Source organism: Chryseobacterium sp. FW101-FHT12H09, assembly GCF_058790395.1.
Map to the genome: position 1 here is coordinate 602,091 of NZ_JBYTCP010000005.1, position 18,481 is coordinate 620,571.

The following is an 18,481-nucleotide window of genomic DNA, read 5'->3' on the forward strand; positions in this document are numbered from 1 at the left end:
GAAAGATTTTATCGAAAATAAGGAGCAATGAGAAAACAGAACCATTGAAGATTATTTAGAAGCAATGTCTAGCTATATTCAAGATATAGATGGTTATTATATTAATACCAGCCAAAATATTGATTTAGAAAAGATTAATTGGAAAGTTTTCTCCGACCTATTAAAAGGAAGCAGCATCTACGAATAGAAAGATATAGATTATTCTTAATCCATTTTTATAATCTGCTCTCTTCCGGGTCCCGTAGAAAGATAGCTCACAGGAATTTTCAATTCTTTTTCCAGGAAACTAAGATAATTCTTCAATTGTTCGGGTAAAGAAGAAGCATCATCATAATTGGAAATATCTTCGTCCCAGCCTTTCATCCACTGTAACACGGGTTGAACTTCATCATCAATAAATAAACCATGCATCACTGAAATCTGCTGATTCTGTATTTCATAGTGAGTACATACGGCTACTGATTCAAAACCACTTAAAACATCTGCTTTAGTAAGCACCAGCTGAGTTACCCCATTTATCATAACAGCATATTTCAAAGCGGGTAGATCCAACCAGCCAATCCTTCTTGGCCTTCCTGTATTGGATCCAAATTCATTGCCTTTCTGTCTAATTTCTTCACCCAGATCATTAAATATTTCTGTAGGGAAAATTCCATTACCTACTCTTGTACAATAGGCTTTAGCAACTCCATATATCTCACCTACTTTTTTAGGTGAAATTCCTAAACCACTACAGGCTCCCGCTGCTAAAGTAGTTGAAGAAGTAACATATGGATAGGTGCCATGATCAATATCAAGCAATGTAGCTTGTGCTCCTTCTGCCAGAATGGTCTTTCCTTCACTCAATGAATTATTTAAAAATATTTCTGCTTCAATAAATTCAAATCTTTTCAGAAACTCTACGGCATCAAAAAAATCTTCACATAGTTTTTCTAATGACGGAAGTATCTGCCCATAGCTCAAAAGCTGATTATAATCTATTTCTAAAATATGAATTATCCGATCCGTAAAATCCGGTGATAAAATATCCCCTACTCGTAAATTCTGCCTAAGAATCTTGTTTGCATATGCCTGTCCAATGCCATTTCGTGTAGTTCCAATAGCCGCATAAGAAGAATTTTCTTCCATGAAGACATCCATTAATTGATGAGTAGGAAGAACAAGATGTGCCTTTTTTGAAATAGAAACATGCTTCTCCACCTGGATGGTTTCATCAAATGATCTTAAATTTAAAACTTCTTTTTTAAAATTAACAGGATCCAGGACCATTCCTGTTCCGATTACATTTTGTACACCCTTCATAAATATTCCTGAAGGAAGAGATTTTAATGTTATTCTCTTTCCATAACGCTCTATGCTGTGTCCGGCATTAGCCCCACCGTTGAAACGTGCTACAATATCATAATTCTGACTAATAAGATCAATGAATTTACCTTTCCCTTCATCTCCCCACTGTAAACCTAATACAATATCCATATCTATAATTTATCGTTTTTGTATATGACAAAGCTATCATATATGAATAGCGGGGCAATTGTCATTTGACAAGAAAGGATTTCTATAATATATTTTTCCGGATACGACTGAATGAAGAAGGAGTAATTCCTAAATAAGAAGCCAACATTGCTTGTGGAACACGATTGGCCAGGCCAGGATAATGACTGAGAAAATGAAGATATCGGGATTTAGCATCCAGGTTGAGCATTGTACTTACTACCTTAAGCTTATTCTCAGCGACAAAAGCATGTAGCTTAGCAATTAAAACAGGCCAAATAATAATTTCCTTTTCAATTGATTTTAAAAAATCAAAATCAAGTGTTAATAATACCCCATCGGTTATAGCTTCGATATATTCATTAGAAGGTACCTGATCAGCAAAACCTTGAAAATCTCCAATAAACCGTCCTTCATAAATAAAGTACCTCGTAAAGTCATCTCCTTGTTTGTTATAATACAATGATCGAAATACCCCTTCTTTTACAAAAGCAATCTTTTGGCTTACCTTACCAGCTTCTACAAATGGTTCTCCTCTAGAAATGTTCACTTCTTTGACTCCACCAGCAATTAATTCTTCCTCTTTGTCACTAAGCATTCCAAATTTTCTGATGTAATTAAATAGCTCTTTCATGTTTTGATCAATCGAATTTTAAAGATATACAAATACTTATTATTGTCAATTGCCAATTGGTAATAAAACTAAACAGCTACTATCACACCTCTCGATTATATATTTACACATGATAAATCTGATTTTAAAGCATAAAAAAAGCGGAGAATATATCCGCTTTTTATCATTGATCTAGAATTTCAAATCATTAATTTTTTCGCTTTTAAAGATAATTATTCTGTACCAACCAAGCCGTAATTCTTTTAAGAGTAAGTGCATTAGGATCTACAACGGATGAAAGAGAATTCACTTTATCTTTCTGTGGAATAGAAACCACTTTCCGCACTTTATCCCGTGCTGTAAATAATTCAAAATTCTGAGCATTGTTTCCTCCTGCAAAACTTATTTTAGCTACCATAATTCCATCGGGAATAAAAAATTCGTACGAATCTTGACCGTTTATATATCCTGTAGAAGTAAAAAAACCAATCGTTTCTCCTCCCTGTTCAATTGACTTTGTTTCCTTTAACTCGATTGGCCAGTTTTTATTACGTGATACCAAACTATAATTAACGGCAGTTCTGGGTGTCACTCCTTTTGTAGCAATTAATTCTGTAATTTTATCTGCATTTAAGCTATTCCCTTCAATTACTCCTCCTTTACCGATTAAATTTACAAACCCTTTCTCCATCCCCAACGTTGATAACTTGAAAATTCCAACCTGATTGGTAGGTAAAAAAGTGAAACGATAGTACATACTTGCATTGTCATTTTTATCACCTTCAAACTCTGTACTGAGAACTGCAATGACCAGTTTTTCGCCTTCCATTGAGTAAAGGTTAAAGTTTTTGGTAAGCCCAAAATTTTGTTTCTGTACTTCGACTTTTCCAAGCTTGTTTCCATCCACAGTAATGATATTATTTTTGTAATCGACTTTCTGTGCCGATAGAAAGACATTTACTCCAAGTACAAATAAAAAAGTAAAAATTGTTTTCATTATAGGTTATATTTTATTTTGGTCCAAAATACAAATAATAATTTAGTGTGCTTATCCTCTATTTTTAATATTAATCAAAATAATACATTTAGTAAATATTTTTCACTCGGCACAATCATTGTACGTTATTATGTAAACATAGTACAATGAAAGCAATTTGGAATGGTGCCATTGGCTTTGGTTTAGTCAATATCCCTGTAAAGATTTATTCCGCAACCGAAACAAGTAAGTTGGATCTGGATATGCTTGATAAATCTGATTTTTCAAATATCAAGTTTAAAAGAGTCAATGAAAAATCAGGTAAAGAAGTGAAATGGGAAAACATCGTAAAAGCTTATCTCATGGATGACAGATACATTGTTCTTGACGATAAAGATTACGAAGCAGCAAGTCCCGAAAAGAGTAAGATACTTTCTATTGATCAGTTCGTAAAAGAAGTGGAAGTAGACAGCGTTTATTTTGAAAATCCTTATTTTTTGGAACCTCAGAAAAACGGAGAAAACGCTTACCGCCTTCTAATGAAAGCTTTAACAGAAACTAAAATGGTCGGTATAGGAACTTTTGTTCTTCGTGAAAGTGAGGCTATCGGAATGATTCGACCCTATAATGAAGAGGTTTTAATTCTTAACAGATTACGCTTTAATCAGGAAATAAGGGATTATAAAGACTTAAAGATTCCACCTAAGAAAGCTCCAAAACCTGCGGAATTAAAAATGGCAGTAAGTCTTATTGAACAACTTTCCCAGGAGTTTGATCCTACTGTGTATAAGGATACCTATTCAGAAGCATTAATGAAAATCATCAAACAGAAAGCGAAGGGTAAGAGTGTAAAAGCCCAAAAGGCAGAGCCGACAAAAGAAGGTAAAGTCATTGACTTAATGGCACAATTGAAAGCCAGTTTACAAAGTTCTAAATCCAAAAATGCATCGTAATGGCTCTTAAAGATTATAACGAAAAACGGAAATTCAACGAAACCAGTGAACCAAAAGGGAAAACTAAGAAGAGTAAGGATCAACTTATTTTTGTAGTTCAGAGACATGCGGCATCACATCTCCATTATGATTTTCGATTAGAGATGGAAGGTGTCCTTAAAAGCTGGGCCGTTCCAAAGGGTCCATCATTAGACCCTAAAGATAAACGTCTTGCCATGATGGTGGAAGATCATCCATACGATTATAAAGATTTTGAAGGGAATATTCCTGAAGGCAATTATGGAGCCGGCCAGGTTGAGGTTTGGGACAGTGGCACTTACGAACCACTGGAAGAAAACAACAAGCTTTCCGATGAGAAAGAACTGTTAAAGGAATTACACGCCGGATCATTAAAATTTATTCTCCACGGTAAAAAATTGAAAGGTGAATTTGCTTTGGTTAAAATGAAAAACACTGAAGGCAATTCCTGGTTGCTCATAAAACACAAAGATGAATATGCAGAAACAAATTATGATGCTGAAGAAAACACTTCTGCAAAATCTTTAGTCACCCAATTTTTAGAGGAAAAAAAAAGCCTAAAAAGCAGCAGAAAGAAATCATAACGACTCAGCCAAGATTCAGAAACTTTAATGCTCTAACCAACGAAAAAAAACTTAAAAATTTCATCAGGCCAATGCTTGCAAAGTCCTTTGAAAAAGCGTTTGATGATAAAGATTGGATCTTCGAGATAAAATGGGATGGCTATAGGGCTATTGCTGATGTTAGTAATGATACGCCTCTGTTTTATTCCAGAAATGGCATTTCTTTCCTGGATAAATTTCAAAAGGTTTCAAGAGATTTCGATTCGCAAAAACATAAGATGATTCTGGACGGAGAAATTGTAGCTTACGACGAAAACGGAAAGCCCAGCTTCCAGTTGCTACAACAGATCGGAGATAATCCTAACCTTGCTTTGGTTTACCAAGTTTTTGACCTTCTCTGGCTCAATGGTCATTCTACAGAAGATCTCCCATTATTGCAAAGAAAGGAACTTTTAAAAGAGGCCTTGATTGAGACTGAAGTTATTAAATATTGCGACCACATTCCCGAAAAAGGAATTGACTTTTTCAATCAGATGAAAAAAATGAAGCTTGAGGGGATGATCGCAAAGAAAGCAAACAGCAACTATATTGAAAACCATAGAACCACGGATTGGCTCAAAATAAAATTTACGGATACTGAAGAAGCCATTATCTGTGGATTTACGGAACCGAGGGGCTCAAGAAAAGGATTTGGAGCATTGATCTTAGGAAAATATAGTAATGGGAAATTGATTTATTCCGGTCATACAGGAACAGGATTTAATAAAGAATCTTTAAACCAGCTTCATGAGAGATTGAAAAAATTAATTATAAAGAAATCTCCATTTGAAACTGTTCCTAAAACCAATATGCCTGTAACATGGATAAAGCCCGAATTGGTTTGTGAAATTAAATTTTCAGAAATTACAAAAGATGGTATTTTCCGGCATCCCGTTTTTATTGCAATCCGTGAGGATAAAGATCCCGAAGAAATAAAAGGTTCGACAAATACCAATATCCAAACTAACGAAAAACCTAAAGAAATGAAAGCTACAACCTCTTCTCCCAAAAAAGCGCCACATTCTGAAAAGGAAATAACGTTAAACCGACATTCTGTAAAGTTGACCAATCAGGATAAAATCTATTTTCCAAAAGATGGTATTACAAAAGGGAATGTTATTGAATATTATCAATCGGTAGCTGAATATATACTTCCGCATTTAAAGAACCGTCCACTTTCCTTAAACCGCTTTCCAAATGGAATTGAAGCCCAGGGTTTTTATCAAAAAGATGCCAGTGATAATATACCTGATTGGATAAAAACCACTCAAGTTTATTCAGAGTCCAATGATAAGTACATTGATTATATTTACTGTAATGATAAAGCCACCTTAGCCTATCTTAATAATTTAGGCTGTATCGATCTCAATCCATGGAACAGTTCGCTTCCTGATCTGGAACATCCAGATTATTTGGTTTTGGATCTTGACCCTTCTAAGAAAAATAGTTTCGATGATGTGATTGAGGCGGCATTACAGGTGAATGAAGTTTTAAATTCAATTAAAATTAAAGGCTACTGTAAAACTTCCGGAAGTACCGGAATTCATATCTACATTCCAATGGGTGGTAAATACGATTTTGACCAGGTGAAAGACTTCGCTCATATCGTGATGAAACAAGTTAATGAAAAGCTACCTAAAACAACTACATTAGAAAGAAACTTACAAAAAAGAGATGATAAGAAAATTTATCTCGATTATCTTCAAAACAGAACAGGTCAGACATTGGCGAGTGCCTACAGCTTAAGGCCTAAGGAAGGAGCTTCTGTTTCTATGCCTTTAGAATGGGATGAGGTAAAGCCAGGATTAAAACCAACAGATTTTACTATTCATAATGCTTTAGAAAGAATTAAAGAAAAAGGAGATTTATTTAAATCTGTATTGGGAAAAGGAATTGATATGATGAAAGCATTGGAGTTGTTACAGAATCTTAAGTAAGCTTTGACTGATGAGGATCATTTCAGCATTCAAGCCATGGTAATAAAAAAATTCCTGCATTTATAATTAATGCAGGAATTTTTACTATTTTTATTTATAACCGTTACTTATTATAAAGATGTACATCTCGTTGTGGAAAAGGAATTTCAATTCCAGCTTGATCAAGAGCTGCTTTACAGGTTATCATTAACTCTTCGTTCATCGCCCAGAAATTTTCATTGGTAGTCGCTACTCTTATAGATAAATTAACTGCACTATCTCCAAGTTCAGTTACGACCACTTGTGGGACTGGTTCTTTAAGTGCATATTCGTTATTCTTTATCACCTCCAGTAGTATTTCCTTTGCCTGTTTTAAATCGGCGTTATAAGAAACTCCTATGTCGAACCATGTTTTACGTGTTCCTAGCTGTGTGTAATTCGTAATACTTTTATTTGAAATTTCGCCATTAGGTATTACGATTAATTGATTTTGTGGAGTAATTAATCTTGTGTGGAAAACATCAATTGCATTTACCGTTCCTGAAACTCCCGAACTTGTGGAAATAAAATCTCCGATCTTAAATGGTTTCAATAATAAGATAAGTATCCCACCTGCAAAATTGGTCAGTGAACCTTGTAATGCCAATCCCACCGCCAAACCGGCAGCACCTATCATTGCAACAAATGCAGAGGTCTGTACCCCCAATTGAGTTACGACAACGATAAAGAGCAAAATATTGAGACTCCAATTAATAATATTCAAAAGAAAAAGCTGTAAGGACGGCTCCATATTGCGCCTTTTAAAGGCTTTTTCAACTAATTTCTTTATCATCCTTATGATCCATGATCCGATGAGATATATCAAGAACGCAGAGATTACTGCTGTAATAATCTTTGGAGCCCATGCAATAGCTGAAGCCATAAAGGTATCCCAATGTTGCTGAATGTTATTCAATTTTAGATCGTCCATCTTTGTATTTATTTAATTTTTGATATTTTACCCGTTTATTTACTCTCATTTTGTAATTAATTTTGAAAAATAACCTGCATCCAAAAAACAACAAACTCTAAACCTTTGGTTTAAAGTACATATTATAGTAAAAAAATAAATTGGATAGCAAAATAGCCCTGTTTCAGGCTTAATCAATGATCATTTTTGAAATTGAATCTTGTAAAAAGAAGTAATTAGAATTTTAAAAATACTGAAAAAAAAAGTAATCCACAATTTCTATGAAGTCTGCCTTTTGGAAAACCTATAAGCACAAAAACAACAAATAAATCTATTTATTCTATTTCATGAAAATAAATTATCAAAAATAAAAATTCAATGAAAAAAATTACGGCAATTTAGCAACAAGACTTTCAGGTAAAACTTTCAAAATATTATAAATTATCTTCCATTTAAGATTAGGTACAATGGTAAAAGAATTACCTGCATGAACAATGAACTTTGCTACATAGTCGGGTTCCATCATTAAAGAATCATTAAGCTCCAGACCTTCATTCATTTTAGTTCTGATATAGCCAATCACTAAAGCATTAACAATGACTTTTCTGGAAGACAGTTCTTGTCTTAGCCCCGCTAAATATTGTGTGAATGCAGATTTTGTGCTTCCATAAATAAAATTACTCTTTCTTCCTCTTACCCCTGAAAGTGAAGAAAGTCCAACAATTCTTTCCAATCTTTTATTACTTTCATCCATGGCTATAATATTAAGGATAGAGACTCCACCCATATAATTCACCTGCATCATCTGGTAAGTTCCTTTGAAATCTCGTAAAGCTTTTTGATTATCAACTAAAAAACCTGCGGCATAAACCACAATATCAGGTTTTACAGGAAGGTCATTATAAAACTTCTGATGAGAATCAAAATCAGCTGCATCAAAATATAAAACCTTTATTCTTGAAACATCTAAATCATTATCTCTTACAAAACTCTCCAAGGATTCCGTATTTCGCGATGCTGCAATAACAGAAAATCCCTTCTGCAAGTATTGTCTACCTGCCTGCTTAGCAACATCAGAATTAGCACCTAAAATAAGAACAGTTTTATTTGTATTTTGATTCATCAAGCAAAGATAGATTAAACCATAGATAAGTCAAATAATCAAATATTTATTAGCTATTCAAACTGGTATAAAAAAATCGGCGCGGTGAACTTTGTTCACCGCGCCGATACTATACGATTTAAACTAAAAATTATTTCTTTTCAGTTTCAATTACTTCTTTTTTCTCAGCAGTTTTTTCAGCTGCTTTTGTTGCTTTTTCTCCAAAACGAGTATCAGTAAATTCTCTTGATACTGCTGCTTTTTCGAATTTTAATTTTCCTGATAATGTTTCAATAACAAAACCATCATCCTGAATTTGAGCAATTCTTCCATGAAGACCAGAAGTAAGAACTACCCTACTTCCTACTTTCAGATTCTCCTGAAAGCTTTTTTCCTGCTTTTGTTTTCTCATTTGTGGTCTTATCATTAAGAAATAAAAACCGACAAACATCACACCCATCATGATCAGCATCATAGAAGATCCTCCACCTTGTGGCTGTGCTTGTAAAAATATGGTTAACGTATTCATTTTATTATGGTTGAATATTCGCTGTGAATGTTAATTTAATTGGAGCTTTTTCTACGTTAGCATATACATCAGCATATTTCTGAACGTTTCCATCGAAGTTTGAAGAATCAAAGTGTAATGTAATTTTTCCTTTTTTTCCAGGTAAGATAGGCTCTTTAGTAAAATCAGGAGCAGTACATCCGCATCCAGGTTTAACTTCAGAAATTACCAATGGATTTTTTCCGGTATTAGTAACTTCATATACATGCTGAACTTTATCTCCTTTTTTGATCTTTCCAAAATCAAAATTACTTTCTGATAGAGCAATTGATGTAGATGGCTGGTCAGACTTTACCGGAGCTGCTGCAGTTTCTCCAGCTACAGGAGCTGTTGCAGAGTCAGCAGGAGCTGTAGTTACAGCGGCAGAATCTGCTGCTATAGATTCAGCACCTTTAACTTCTTTGTTTTCTTTTTTACAAGAAACTAAACCAAAGCCTATAATAGACAAAGCGATAATTGATAACGTCTTTTTCATGTTAAATTCTATTTTGATCTTTACAATATTTATCTAAAATTCCATTAATGAAGATATTAGATCGATCAGTAGCAAATACTTTAGCAATTTCTATATATTCATTAATTATTACTCTTGAAGGCGTGAAAGGAAAATTATCAATTTCTGAAATAGCTGTAGATAAGATAACTTTATCCATCAAAGCAATTCTTTCCAAATCCCAGTTTTCTAATCTCTCACTTAATTTCTTCTCATTATTCTCCCAGTTATTCAATGTGTCTCTAAGAAGTTTACCCGCAAAGCTTTTATCATCTTCATCTTTGATCATTTTTATCAATGTTCTGCTTTCTTCGTCTTCTTTAAGGAAACCAATCGTTTTCTGAACCATTGAATTTGCTATGTGAATATCATCATACCAAGTTAATTCTTTATCACCAAGGTAATCATGAAAATCTTCATTTTCAGCGATATATCGCAAAAATAATTTCCCGATAAATTTTTGATCTTCTTCGAAAGAATATTCTTCCACTTTCATGAAATCCTGATAACGCTTTCCAGCAGTAATCCTTTGGAAAGTTTTTACCAATAGGTCATCATGCAAATCCCATTTTAATTCCTTATGTTGTCCTGTAAAGAAAAGTCTTTCTGGATTTTCTTCAAGTTTAATCAACACCTGGTTGCTAATAAATTTTTGATTGGGATTAATGTCAGAATCAGTCTTCAAATACTTCTTCTTCCCAATTTCCATTTGGTTTTCCGCAAGATCTTTAAGACCTACTAAAAAATTAAGTTGATAAATATAGAGATGATAGATTTTTTCTATACTAGAAAACATGTTTTTCTCTAAAACATCGAACTTAATGGGATTCTGGTAGTATGAATATACATTTTCTACCACTTTTTCACGGATTTGTCTTCTTCCTAACATTCAAAGAGCTTTTTATGGGTGCAAAGATACAAAATTTAAAATTTATGAAATTCGTAGTGTGAAGGTATTTTTGTAATTTTGTAAAACTATATGAAAGCTTTAAAAACTCTGAACCCTTACTTTTGGAAACACAAAATATTATTGTTTTGGGGGTTATTATTCATCATCGCCAGTAATTTCTTCAATACCTATAAGGTTCAGTTTGTGGGAAAATCCGTAGATGAGCTTACAAAAGGAGGACAGATGGGTTTTAATAAGCAGGTATTGATTTACGTTGCTATCATTGTAGGCTGTTCATTATTGACAGGATTCTTCACTTTCATGATGAGGCAAACAATTATCGTTGCTTCAAGAAGAATTGAGTACGAGTTAAAAAATAAGATTTACAGACATTATCAGGAATTATCTTTAACTGATTACAAACAAACTACCATCGGAGATCTCATGAACAGGTTAAGTGAAGATGTAGTGGCTGTAAGAATGTATCTTGGCCCTGGTGTCATGTATGTTGTGAACCTGGTAATTTTGCTTCTTATCACCAGCATCTATATGATAAAAACAGATGTTTCAATGACCTTATGGACATTGTTACCACTTCCCATATTATCATATCTTATATTTAAGGTAAGCTCGATCATCAATAAAAAGTCAAAAATCATGCAGAAAAGCCAGTCTGGCATTTCGACTTTTGTACAAGACAGTTTTTCGGGGATCAGGGTTGTTAAATTCTTTGCCAAAGAAAATTACATTAAAAAAAATTACGGTATTAAAGTTACCGACTATCAGGATAAGGCCTTAGATCTAGCCAAAACGGAAGCCTATTTTTTTACAATTATCCTATTTGTAATAGGACTTTTAAATGTAGCGATCATTGTAATTGGTGGCCAAAAATACATTGCCGGAGAATTGAGCATCGGAAAAATCGCTGACTTTTTCATGTATATTAATACTTTGATATTTCCATTTTCAATGGTCGGATGGGTAACTTCGGTTAATCAGAGAGCGGAGGCTTCTATGCAAAGAATTAATGAATTTTTAGATAAAAAATCTGAGATCACTAATAAGAATTTCGATGACTATTCTATTAAAGGTGACATTGAATTTAGAAATGTTTCTTATGTTTACCCAAATACAGGAATTAAAGCTTTAGAAAATCTAAGTTTTACAATTAATGCAGGACAATCACTAGCCATTATGGGAAAGACCGGAAGCGGAAAGTCTACTATAGCATTACTCCTTTGCCGTCTAATTGATCCTACGGAAGGAGAGATCTTGATTGATGGTAAAAACCTTAAAGAACACAATCTTGAGGTTTACAGAAATTTTATAGGTTATATTCCTCAGGAAAGTTATTTGTTTTCTGATTCTATTGAAAATAACATTGGTTTTGCGATTGACAATCCTTCGCATGAAAAAGTAGTTGAATATTCAAAAATTGCTGATGTTCACAAAAACATTATAGAGTTTAAAGAACAATACAAAACTACGGTTGGAGAGCGTGGAGTGATGCTTTCGGGGGGCCAAAAACAAAGAATTTGTATCGCAAGAGCATTAATTAAGGATCCAAATATCATTATTTTTGACGATTCTTTATCTGCTTTAGACACCGAAACAGAGCAAAATATTCTTGAAAATATTGACACTAAAATCAATAACGCAACATCCATAATCATCACACACAGAGAGTCTAGCGCTCAAAAAGCTGATAAGATCATTAATCTTACCGAAATTACCAATTCTGTAACTGCTTAGCCGATTCATTCAAAATTGTTAAATAAATCATAAAAAAAATTTTGTGATTAAAAGAAATCTTTTATATTTGTTCTTAACAAGATTAAAAAATATCTAACAATGAGTGAATACAAGGAACGCCATGAAAATGAAATTTTCACGAAGGTGTTAAAAGCAGGAAGAAGAACATATTTCTTTGATGTGCGTGAGACGAAAGCAGGGGATTATTATCTTACAATTACCGAAAGTAAAAAGAATTTCGGAGAAAATGGAGAGGCTACATTTGAGAAACACAAAATATACCTTTACAAAGAAGATTTTAAAAGTTTCCAGGAAATGTTCAATGAGTCAACAGATTTCATCATTAATGAAAAGGGTGAGGATGTAATTTCAGAAAAACATGACAAAGACTTCAAAAGCAAATCTTATACTATAGATTCTGACGACGAAGTTTAAAAAAAAGAATATCTAAAAACACAAGCATCTGAAAAAAGGGTGCTTTTTTTGTGTCCAAAAATTCTAAAAGTGACCATTTTCCTTATTAAATATTTAAAATAAAAAAGTACACTTTTGAAAAGTGTACTTGTATGCTGTTAGCTGCTATAATCTCGAACCATTTTCTGACTCTTGCATTGTTTTTATTCCACAACTTTGATAGAAGTAAGCCATACAGTATAATACATTTCTTAGTTTTTAATAAATTTTTTAACGGCATCACCATTGTTTGTAATTACTTTAATCAAATAAGTACCAACTTGATAATTTGACACATCAAGTTGAACATCTTTTTTATTTACCTTTTCAGCTTTCAATACCCTTCCTGCCATGTCATAAAGTTCAATAGATTTAATATTTGAGTTTGAATTTTTAACGGTGATTATTGAATGAGCTGGATTTGGAAAAACTTCAATATCATCGTTCTCAAAATTTAATGCTGATAACCCAAGCAGAGAAGCAGGAATTAGAGAAACATTGTCTAAAAAATAATATGCATCAGGACCATTGCTATTTTGAAATTGAACATTATTTAATCCCCCAATATAAAGGTATTTTAAATTCGGGTTGCTGCCAGTTGTAAATGTAAAAGTAATTGTTTCCCATTCAGTTGCCGAAGTAGAGCTTGAAAACGTTGGATTTGTCAAAAAAACTTTATCCGAAGTTATATTTGAAGTTGGAATAATTCCGCCTGTTGTTAACTCTAAATTAGCATCTGTAATAAATACTTGAAATTTTATGCCGTTTAATAAATAATTATCAGCCTTTGATACATCAAAAGACAATTGATATTTAGTGTTCGGCAGCAAAGAACTCGTTAACTCGGTTTTTAAAGATTCACTATAAACATTTTGTAATAAAGCAGGTCTATTTGAAGAGATAAACATTCCGACATAAGCTTGGTTTCCACTGATTTTATCGGCCTGATTACCAAATACGTTTGAAGGAATGCTTACTTGTGGATATGTTGAATCTGAATTAAAGTAATCAGGAGATGGGAAATAACTTGGAGATTGCCAACCACATGATTTATACAGTTGACTGGTGTAACTGGGAGCGTAACTGTGTTCTTCAAAATCACCATTTCTAACCAAATTGGGTTGAGTAACACTTGTACAATGATTGAAAACATTAACATAAATATAGGTAATGTTTCCACGTTGCCCAGTTATATTGTCAAATGGCACATACCGTAACAGATGAACACCCGGGACATAAGATTTGAATGTAAATGAAGTGGGGGTAATTCCTGATATAATTGCATCCGGATCATATAAATCCTGAACAAATTCAAAACTTAAATTGGACGATGAACCACTAGTATAATCATTACTCAATATTCCATCTATACTAATATTTGTGCCTCCATTGCCTTGATAAGTATAAACTCCATTTAAAAATCCGTCATTAACTCCGCCAATTGATATTCCTCCACAACTTGCGACCCCATAATTTTTGTAGGTAAAGTTGCTAGTACTTCCAAAAGTTCCTTGAAGACTATAACCAATATCACATAACACCTGTCTTTCTTCACTTGTTAAAGTTCTTTTAGCGAAAAAACTGGAAGCCCGGTCGCTCATCATAAAATACTGATCGTTAGAATTCCCGTTGTAACAAGCGTCTTCAAAATGACTTAAGCTACCTCCATTTTCAAAACACGGCGGATTGTAAACAGGCACTGTAACATTACCAACATACTTCATCGAACTTGAACAATTAAAAGAACCACTATTGCCGTTAAATTCAGGTGGAAATACATTGCAGCTCGGAAATAAAACAGGACCTGGAATAGCTAAATTATAATTAAAACCATACATTTGGCCACCAATTGCGGGAGAATTTATAATTAATGATACATCTGAACTTGTTTTCAAATTTTTATCATATCTCGTAAAATAATTTCCCGGATTATTAAAGAAAGAACTGTTTCCATTATATCTCATTAAACTATTAACCCCCAAAGCATGTGTAACTTCATGAATTATTGTGGAGTAAAAATCAAGATAATTAGCTGGATATGCCGTAGCTGTATTATATTTATTATAATCTAAATTCCAGTTTACTGTTCCTGTAAAATTAAAACATGCCCAACCGTGATAGAACTCACCGACACTATTTGTGTTAATAATAGGAAGAACAGTATTAGAATACGAATCAACTCCGGCATGTATCGTCTTCCAGATTTCATTATCTAAAATTCCCCCAAAATCAATATTTTGATTACTAATTCCGGCTGAAAATGTTGGAAAACTATAAAAGGCACTTGCAGAACTACCTTTATTTGAGGACAACCCTACAGTTGTTGGATTTCGTATCCAAAACTTCACCTTATTTCCTGTGTTTTTTAAAGGAGTGTTGATAAAATCAGAAATATCCAGAAATGCCTGAAGTATTATAGACCTTCTTTGGTCATGAACCGCATTTCCGACAATTTCCATACCACTTCCATTTTCAAAATAAAGCTCAAAAATACCTGAAGTGAAAGACTGTGCATTTAATATTGTTTTTCCATTTTCTGTAGAATGAGGTTTTATAATTTCAATTTCGGATAATTTCAATATTCGACCTTCATTATCGAAAACTTGGTCAAAAATCCCATTTGGTGTATGGTAAATTTCAGAAGCTTTTTTATCCTGTGCAAAACCCAAACAACTTATAAACAGCACTATATAAATAAACTTATATAATTTGTGAAAATTAGAATGAATCGATTTTTCCTTGTCTAGATAATTTTCCATTGACGTTTAATTTAAGAGTTTTAACGGAGTTAGTTTTTACAAATCTAGGAAATAATAGCATTTCTCTATTTTTTTGAACCAAATTTCATTAAATTAAAATTCAATCATTTTTTCACATCACTATTTAATGTGATTCAAAATTTTTCTCCCCGTTTTATATGCTCTGCGGAAAATTATCAATAAAAAAAAATTAAACAAAAGAATTGAATCTTAATAATTATGATTCTTTTTAATCTTAAATTGATACAAAATAAAAAAGTACACTTTTAAAAAGTGTACTTTCTTTGGGTGAATGAGGGGTCTCGAACCCCCGACCTTCGGAACCACAATCCGACGCTCTAACCAACTGAGCTACAATCACCGTTTTGTGGTTGCAAATATAGGAAAGAATTTTTAATTACAAAACAATTCCTTCAAAATTTTTCAATGCAATTAACTTCTCTGTCGTAAAGCCCTCAGCGTAAGCAACTCCCGATAAACGCCCTAAATCCTGAGCTCTGTAAGTTAAACTTTCAAGGAAGTCTTTGGTGGCAATTGGAGTCACCGGTTCTTTAGAATTTGGGTCATAAAATTGAGTTTTGAATGCTAAACATGCTTCAATCTTTTTATCAAGATGTTCGGATATATCTATTACGAATTCCGGTTGGATATGTTTCCATTGGATATAATGAAAAATATGCTTCGGTCTCCATACTTCTTGGTTTTCTCCTTCTGCTACAGTTACCACTTTTCTAAGCCCTGCTAAAAAGCATGCATCGGAAACTAATTTTGATCCTTTTGCATGATCTGGATGTCTGTCATCAATCGCGTTGGCTAAAACGATTTCTGGACGGTATTTGCGGATCATTTTCACAATTTCCATTTGGTACTCTTCTGAATTAACAAGAAAGCCATCCTTCATTCCTAAATTCTCCCTCGCAGAAACGCCTAAAATCTTAGCAGAATCAGCAGCTTCCAGTTTTCTGGTCTCATCAGTACCTCGAGTTCCCAGTTCACCTTTTGTCAAATCAACAATAACGCATTTTTTACCCTCTGACACCAATTTGGCTATTGTGCCTCCGCAACCCAATTCTACGTCATCAGGATGCGCTCCAAAAGCTAGTATATCTGTTTTCATCTGTTCTTTTTATTTTTTAATATGTCAGATGGAACGCCCAACAATTATGCTCATGTTTTTGAATTTTTAACCAAGGGCGTTTCATATTTTCAAAGATAAGTTTAAAACAAAAACTTCCCAAACATTACGAATGGGAAGTTTTAATATCTATAATTTAAATTTTAAATTACTTATTAATCTCGCCGTTAAGTTTTACAGCATCCTGATATGTTGGATCTAATTGAAGAGACTTAGCAACATAATCTTTAGCTTTAGCAATATCAGAGTCTTTACTCATATAAGCTACTGCAAAGTAAGCATATGCTAAAGTCTGCTTATTAGCTTCCGTATCGGCAGGCTTTACAGTACTGATAAATTTCTCATAAGCTATTTTCGCAGCATCATTATTTCCAGCTTGTTGATAAGAATATCCCTGACTGTAATAAGCAGGAGCCCAATCTGGAAGTAAAGTACTCATTTTTTGCCAAGTAAGAATTGCCCCATTCCAGTTTTTAACATCTTGATAAGCTGTTGCTAATTTGAATAATGAATCAGTATCCTGAGTATTAGCAGCTACTTTTTGTTTTAAACCTTCAATTGTTGGGTTTGTTGGTCCTGAATCTGCAGAACCTTGTGTTGCCCCACCGCCTGCAATTTTAGCAAGCTCCATATCCCACTTCATGGTTTCATCTTTTGCAGCTTTAGCAATAGCAACTTTTTGTTGAGCTTCAGTTGTTAAAGCAGTCTTCTTAGCAGCATCCTTTTCGTCTTTAGCCAATCCAGCAGCAATTAGCCCCTGTAAACCTTGATCTGCAGGCTGCATTCTTGATTTATCAGCCTGAGAAGCGAAGCTGTCCATATTTTGTTTAGCTTCTGCATATTTTCCATCAGCATACAATTGATAAGCCCTCAATTTAAATTTGATTGGATCATCGATCTTGTCAAATATCTTATCTAATACTGCTTTAGAATTAGTATAATCTTCATTTGTAAAATAAAGTTTAGAAATTTCTAATTGTGTATATGGATCTTCATCTGCATATTTTGTATAATTGATTAAATCCTGAGTTGCTTTATCATTCTGCTGATACTTGATATCATAGGCAGCCAAAGCTTTATAAGCAGGAGCATATGTTGCATCAACACCAACTGCTTTATCAATATTTTCTTTAGCTAACTTCCATTGTTGAGCAGCCATCCATAAAGTCCCCATTCTTGCATAAACAGAAGCTTTATTTTTAGCAAGTGGTAACGCTTTATCATAAGCCGTCATTGCATCACCAGGAATTTTCTTTAATCTGTAGGCATCACCTAAAGTATAGTAATAATTTGCTGGAACTTCTTTTTTCTGTGCTCTTTCGATTGCTTTATTCAAGAATTGAATTGCTAAGTCAGGAGAGTTATTTTTCTCAAATAAAGTTAAAGCTTCAGCCGCTCTAAACAATACTTCAGCATCTTTTTCTCTTGAATCACTTACAATTTTCTGAATTTCAGCTACTGCAGCTTTATCACCTTTTCCTAATTTTACAGCTGCCAATCCAATCTTGTTTAGGTAACTTTTGTTATCCGCTGCAAGACCTTTGTTGAAACTCTCTGTTGCTTTTGCAAAATCTGGTTCACCTTGTCTTAGAAAAGTATTTCCCAAATAGAAATAATTTTCAGCAGTAGGTGCTTTTGCGATCATATCAGTGAAGTTAGTTTTTGCCTGAGCAAATTTATCACTATCGATGCTGTTAATACCATCTTGCAATGTTTGTGCAAACGAAAAATTGGCAAAAAATACCACCGCTGCTCCAAAAGCAATCTTTTTTACATTCATAATCATTATATCTTTCATTTTATATTTTC

At 33.5% G+C, this 18,481-nt stretch carries 17 protein-coding genes and 1 tRNA gene; 6 read left to right on the forward strand and 12 right to left on the reverse strand.

The window, feature by feature from the left end:
* Nucleotides 1-43: 43 nt before the first annotated feature.
* Complete coding sequence (locus AC3WRL_RS21765; protein ID WP_449243642.1) at nt 44-187, forward strand: DUF7660 family protein; 144 nt, start codon at nt 44-46, stop codon at nt 185-187.
* A 17-nt stretch (nt 188-204) separates the two neighbouring features.
* On the opposite strand, the gene AC3WRL_RS21770 is transcribed toward AC3WRL_RS21765, so the two are convergent.
* The 3 genes from AC3WRL_RS21770 to AC3WRL_RS21780 all read right to left on the reverse strand — a co-directional run bounded on the left by AC3WRL_RS21770 (nt 205) and on the right by AC3WRL_RS21780 (nt 3,104).
* Complete coding sequence (locus AC3WRL_RS21770) at nt 205-1,476, reverse strand: adenylosuccinate synthase (protein WP_492331232.1); 1,272 nt, start codon at nt 1,474-1,476, stop codon at nt 205-207.
* 82 nt (nt 1,477-1,558) lie between these two features.
* Nucleotides 1,559-2,128, reverse strand: coding sequence for a Crp/Fnr family transcriptional regulator (locus tag AC3WRL_RS21775; RefSeq protein WP_492331233.1), 570 nt, complete (start codon nt 2,126-2,128; stop codon nt 1,559-1,561).
* A gap of 202 nt (nt 2,129-2,330) precedes the next feature.
* Entirely contained in the window at nt 2,331-3,104 is a 774-nt protein-coding gene (locus AC3WRL_RS21780; protein ID WP_492331234.1) for a hypothetical protein, read from the reverse strand.
* A 146-nt stretch (nt 3,105-3,250) separates the two neighbouring features.
* On the opposite strand from AC3WRL_RS21780, the gene ku reads away from it, so the two are divergent.
* The 3 genes from ku to ligD all read left to right on the forward strand — a co-directional run bounded on the left by ku (nt 3,251) and on the right by ligD (nt 6,593).
* A complete protein-coding gene (gene ku / locus AC3WRL_RS21785) occupies nt 3,251-4,036 on the forward strand; it encodes a non-homologous end joining protein Ku (protein WP_214827564.1) in 786 nt (261 codons plus the stop codon).
* Nucleotides 4,036-4,638: a DNA polymerase ligase N-terminal domain-containing protein gene (locus tag AC3WRL_RS21790; protein WP_261510021.1), complete on the forward strand. Its 603-nt coding sequence runs from the start codon at nt 4,036-4,038 to the stop codon at nt 4,636-4,638. The genes ku and AC3WRL_RS21790 overlap by 1 nt, the downstream gene beginning before the upstream one ends.
* A gap of 71 nt (nt 4,639-4,709) precedes the next feature.
* Nucleotides 4,710-6,593, forward strand: coding sequence for a DNA ligase D (gene ligD / locus AC3WRL_RS21795; protein WP_492331235.1), 1,884 nt, complete (start codon nt 4,710-4,712; stop codon nt 6,591-6,593).
* A gap of 103 nt (nt 6,594-6,696) precedes the next feature.
* Here ligD and AC3WRL_RS21800 read toward each other — a convergent pair whose 3' ends face one another.
* The 5 genes from AC3WRL_RS21800 to AC3WRL_RS21820 all read right to left on the reverse strand — a co-directional run bounded on the left by AC3WRL_RS21800 (nt 6,697) and on the right by AC3WRL_RS21820 (nt 10,573).
* Complete coding sequence (locus tag AC3WRL_RS21800) at nt 6,697-7,542, reverse strand: mechanosensitive ion channel family protein (protein ID WP_214827554.1); 846 nt, start codon at nt 7,540-7,542, stop codon at nt 6,697-6,699.
* A gap of 367 nt (nt 7,543-7,909) precedes the next feature.
* The gene (locus tag AC3WRL_RS21805) at nt 7,910-8,644 is read right to left on the reverse strand and encodes an SDR family NAD(P)-dependent oxidoreductase (protein ID WP_214827550.1); all 735 of its coding nucleotides are present in this window, start codon (nt 8,642-8,644) and stop codon (nt 7,910-7,912) included.
* 130 nt (nt 8,645-8,774) lie between these two features.
* A complete protein-coding gene (gene yajC / locus AC3WRL_RS21810; RefSeq protein WP_214827545.1) occupies nt 8,775-9,152 on the reverse strand; it encodes a preprotein translocase subunit YajC in 378 nt (125 codons plus the stop codon).
* Between the two features lie 4 nt (nt 9,153-9,156).
* Nucleotides 9,157-9,666: a DUF1573 domain-containing protein gene (locus AC3WRL_RS21815; protein ID WP_214827544.1), complete on the reverse strand. Its 510-nt coding sequence runs from the start codon at nt 9,664-9,666 to the stop codon at nt 9,157-9,159.
* Between the two features lies 1 nt (nt 9,667).
* Nucleotides 9,668-10,573 (reverse strand): transcription antitermination protein NusB, encoded by a 906-nt coding sequence (locus AC3WRL_RS21820; protein WP_214827543.1) that lies wholly within the window; start codon nt 10,571-10,573, stop codon nt 9,668-9,670.
* Between the two features lie 90 nt (nt 10,574-10,663).
* Between AC3WRL_RS21820 and AC3WRL_RS21825 the strand changes: the two genes are divergently transcribed.
* Both AC3WRL_RS21825 and AC3WRL_RS21830 read left to right on the forward strand, forming a co-directional pair.
* Entirely contained in the window at nt 10,664-12,325 is a 1,662-nt protein-coding gene (locus tag AC3WRL_RS21825; RefSeq protein WP_214827542.1) for an ABC transporter ATP-binding protein, read from the forward strand.
* Between the two features lie 99 nt (nt 12,326-12,424).
* Entirely contained in the window at nt 12,425-12,760 is a 336-nt protein-coding gene (locus AC3WRL_RS21830) for a DUF3276 family protein (protein ID WP_034679055.1), read from the forward strand.
* Between the two features lie 230 nt (nt 12,761-12,990).
* Here the strand turns inward: AC3WRL_RS21830 and AC3WRL_RS21835 are convergent, their stop codons facing one another.
* The 4 genes from AC3WRL_RS21835 to AC3WRL_RS21850 form a co-directional block, all read right to left on the reverse strand.
* On the reverse strand, nt 12,991-15,537 hold the full coding sequence (locus AC3WRL_RS21835) for a T9SS type A sorting domain-containing protein (RefSeq protein WP_214827538.1): 2,547 nt from the start codon (nt 15,535-15,537) through the stop codon (nt 12,991-12,993).
* Between the two features lie 286 nt (nt 15,538-15,823).
* Nucleotides 15,824-15,899 (reverse strand) — tRNA-His (locus AC3WRL_RS21840).
* Nucleotides 15,900-15,934: 35 nt separating this feature from the next.
* Nucleotides 15,935-16,654 carry a bacillithiol biosynthesis deacetylase BshB1 gene (gene bshB1, locus AC3WRL_RS21845; protein ID WP_214827534.1) on the reverse strand — a complete coding sequence of 240 codons (720 nt, stop codon included), beginning with the start codon at nt 16,652-16,654 and terminating at the stop codon, nt 15,935-15,937.
* A 166-nt stretch (nt 16,655-16,820) separates the two neighbouring features.
* Nucleotides 16,821-18,470 (reverse strand): tetratricopeptide repeat protein, encoded by a 1,650-nt coding sequence (locus AC3WRL_RS21850; RefSeq protein ID WP_261510031.1) that lies wholly within the window; start codon nt 18,468-18,470, stop codon nt 16,821-16,823.
* Nucleotides 18,471-18,481 lie beyond the last annotated feature (11 nt).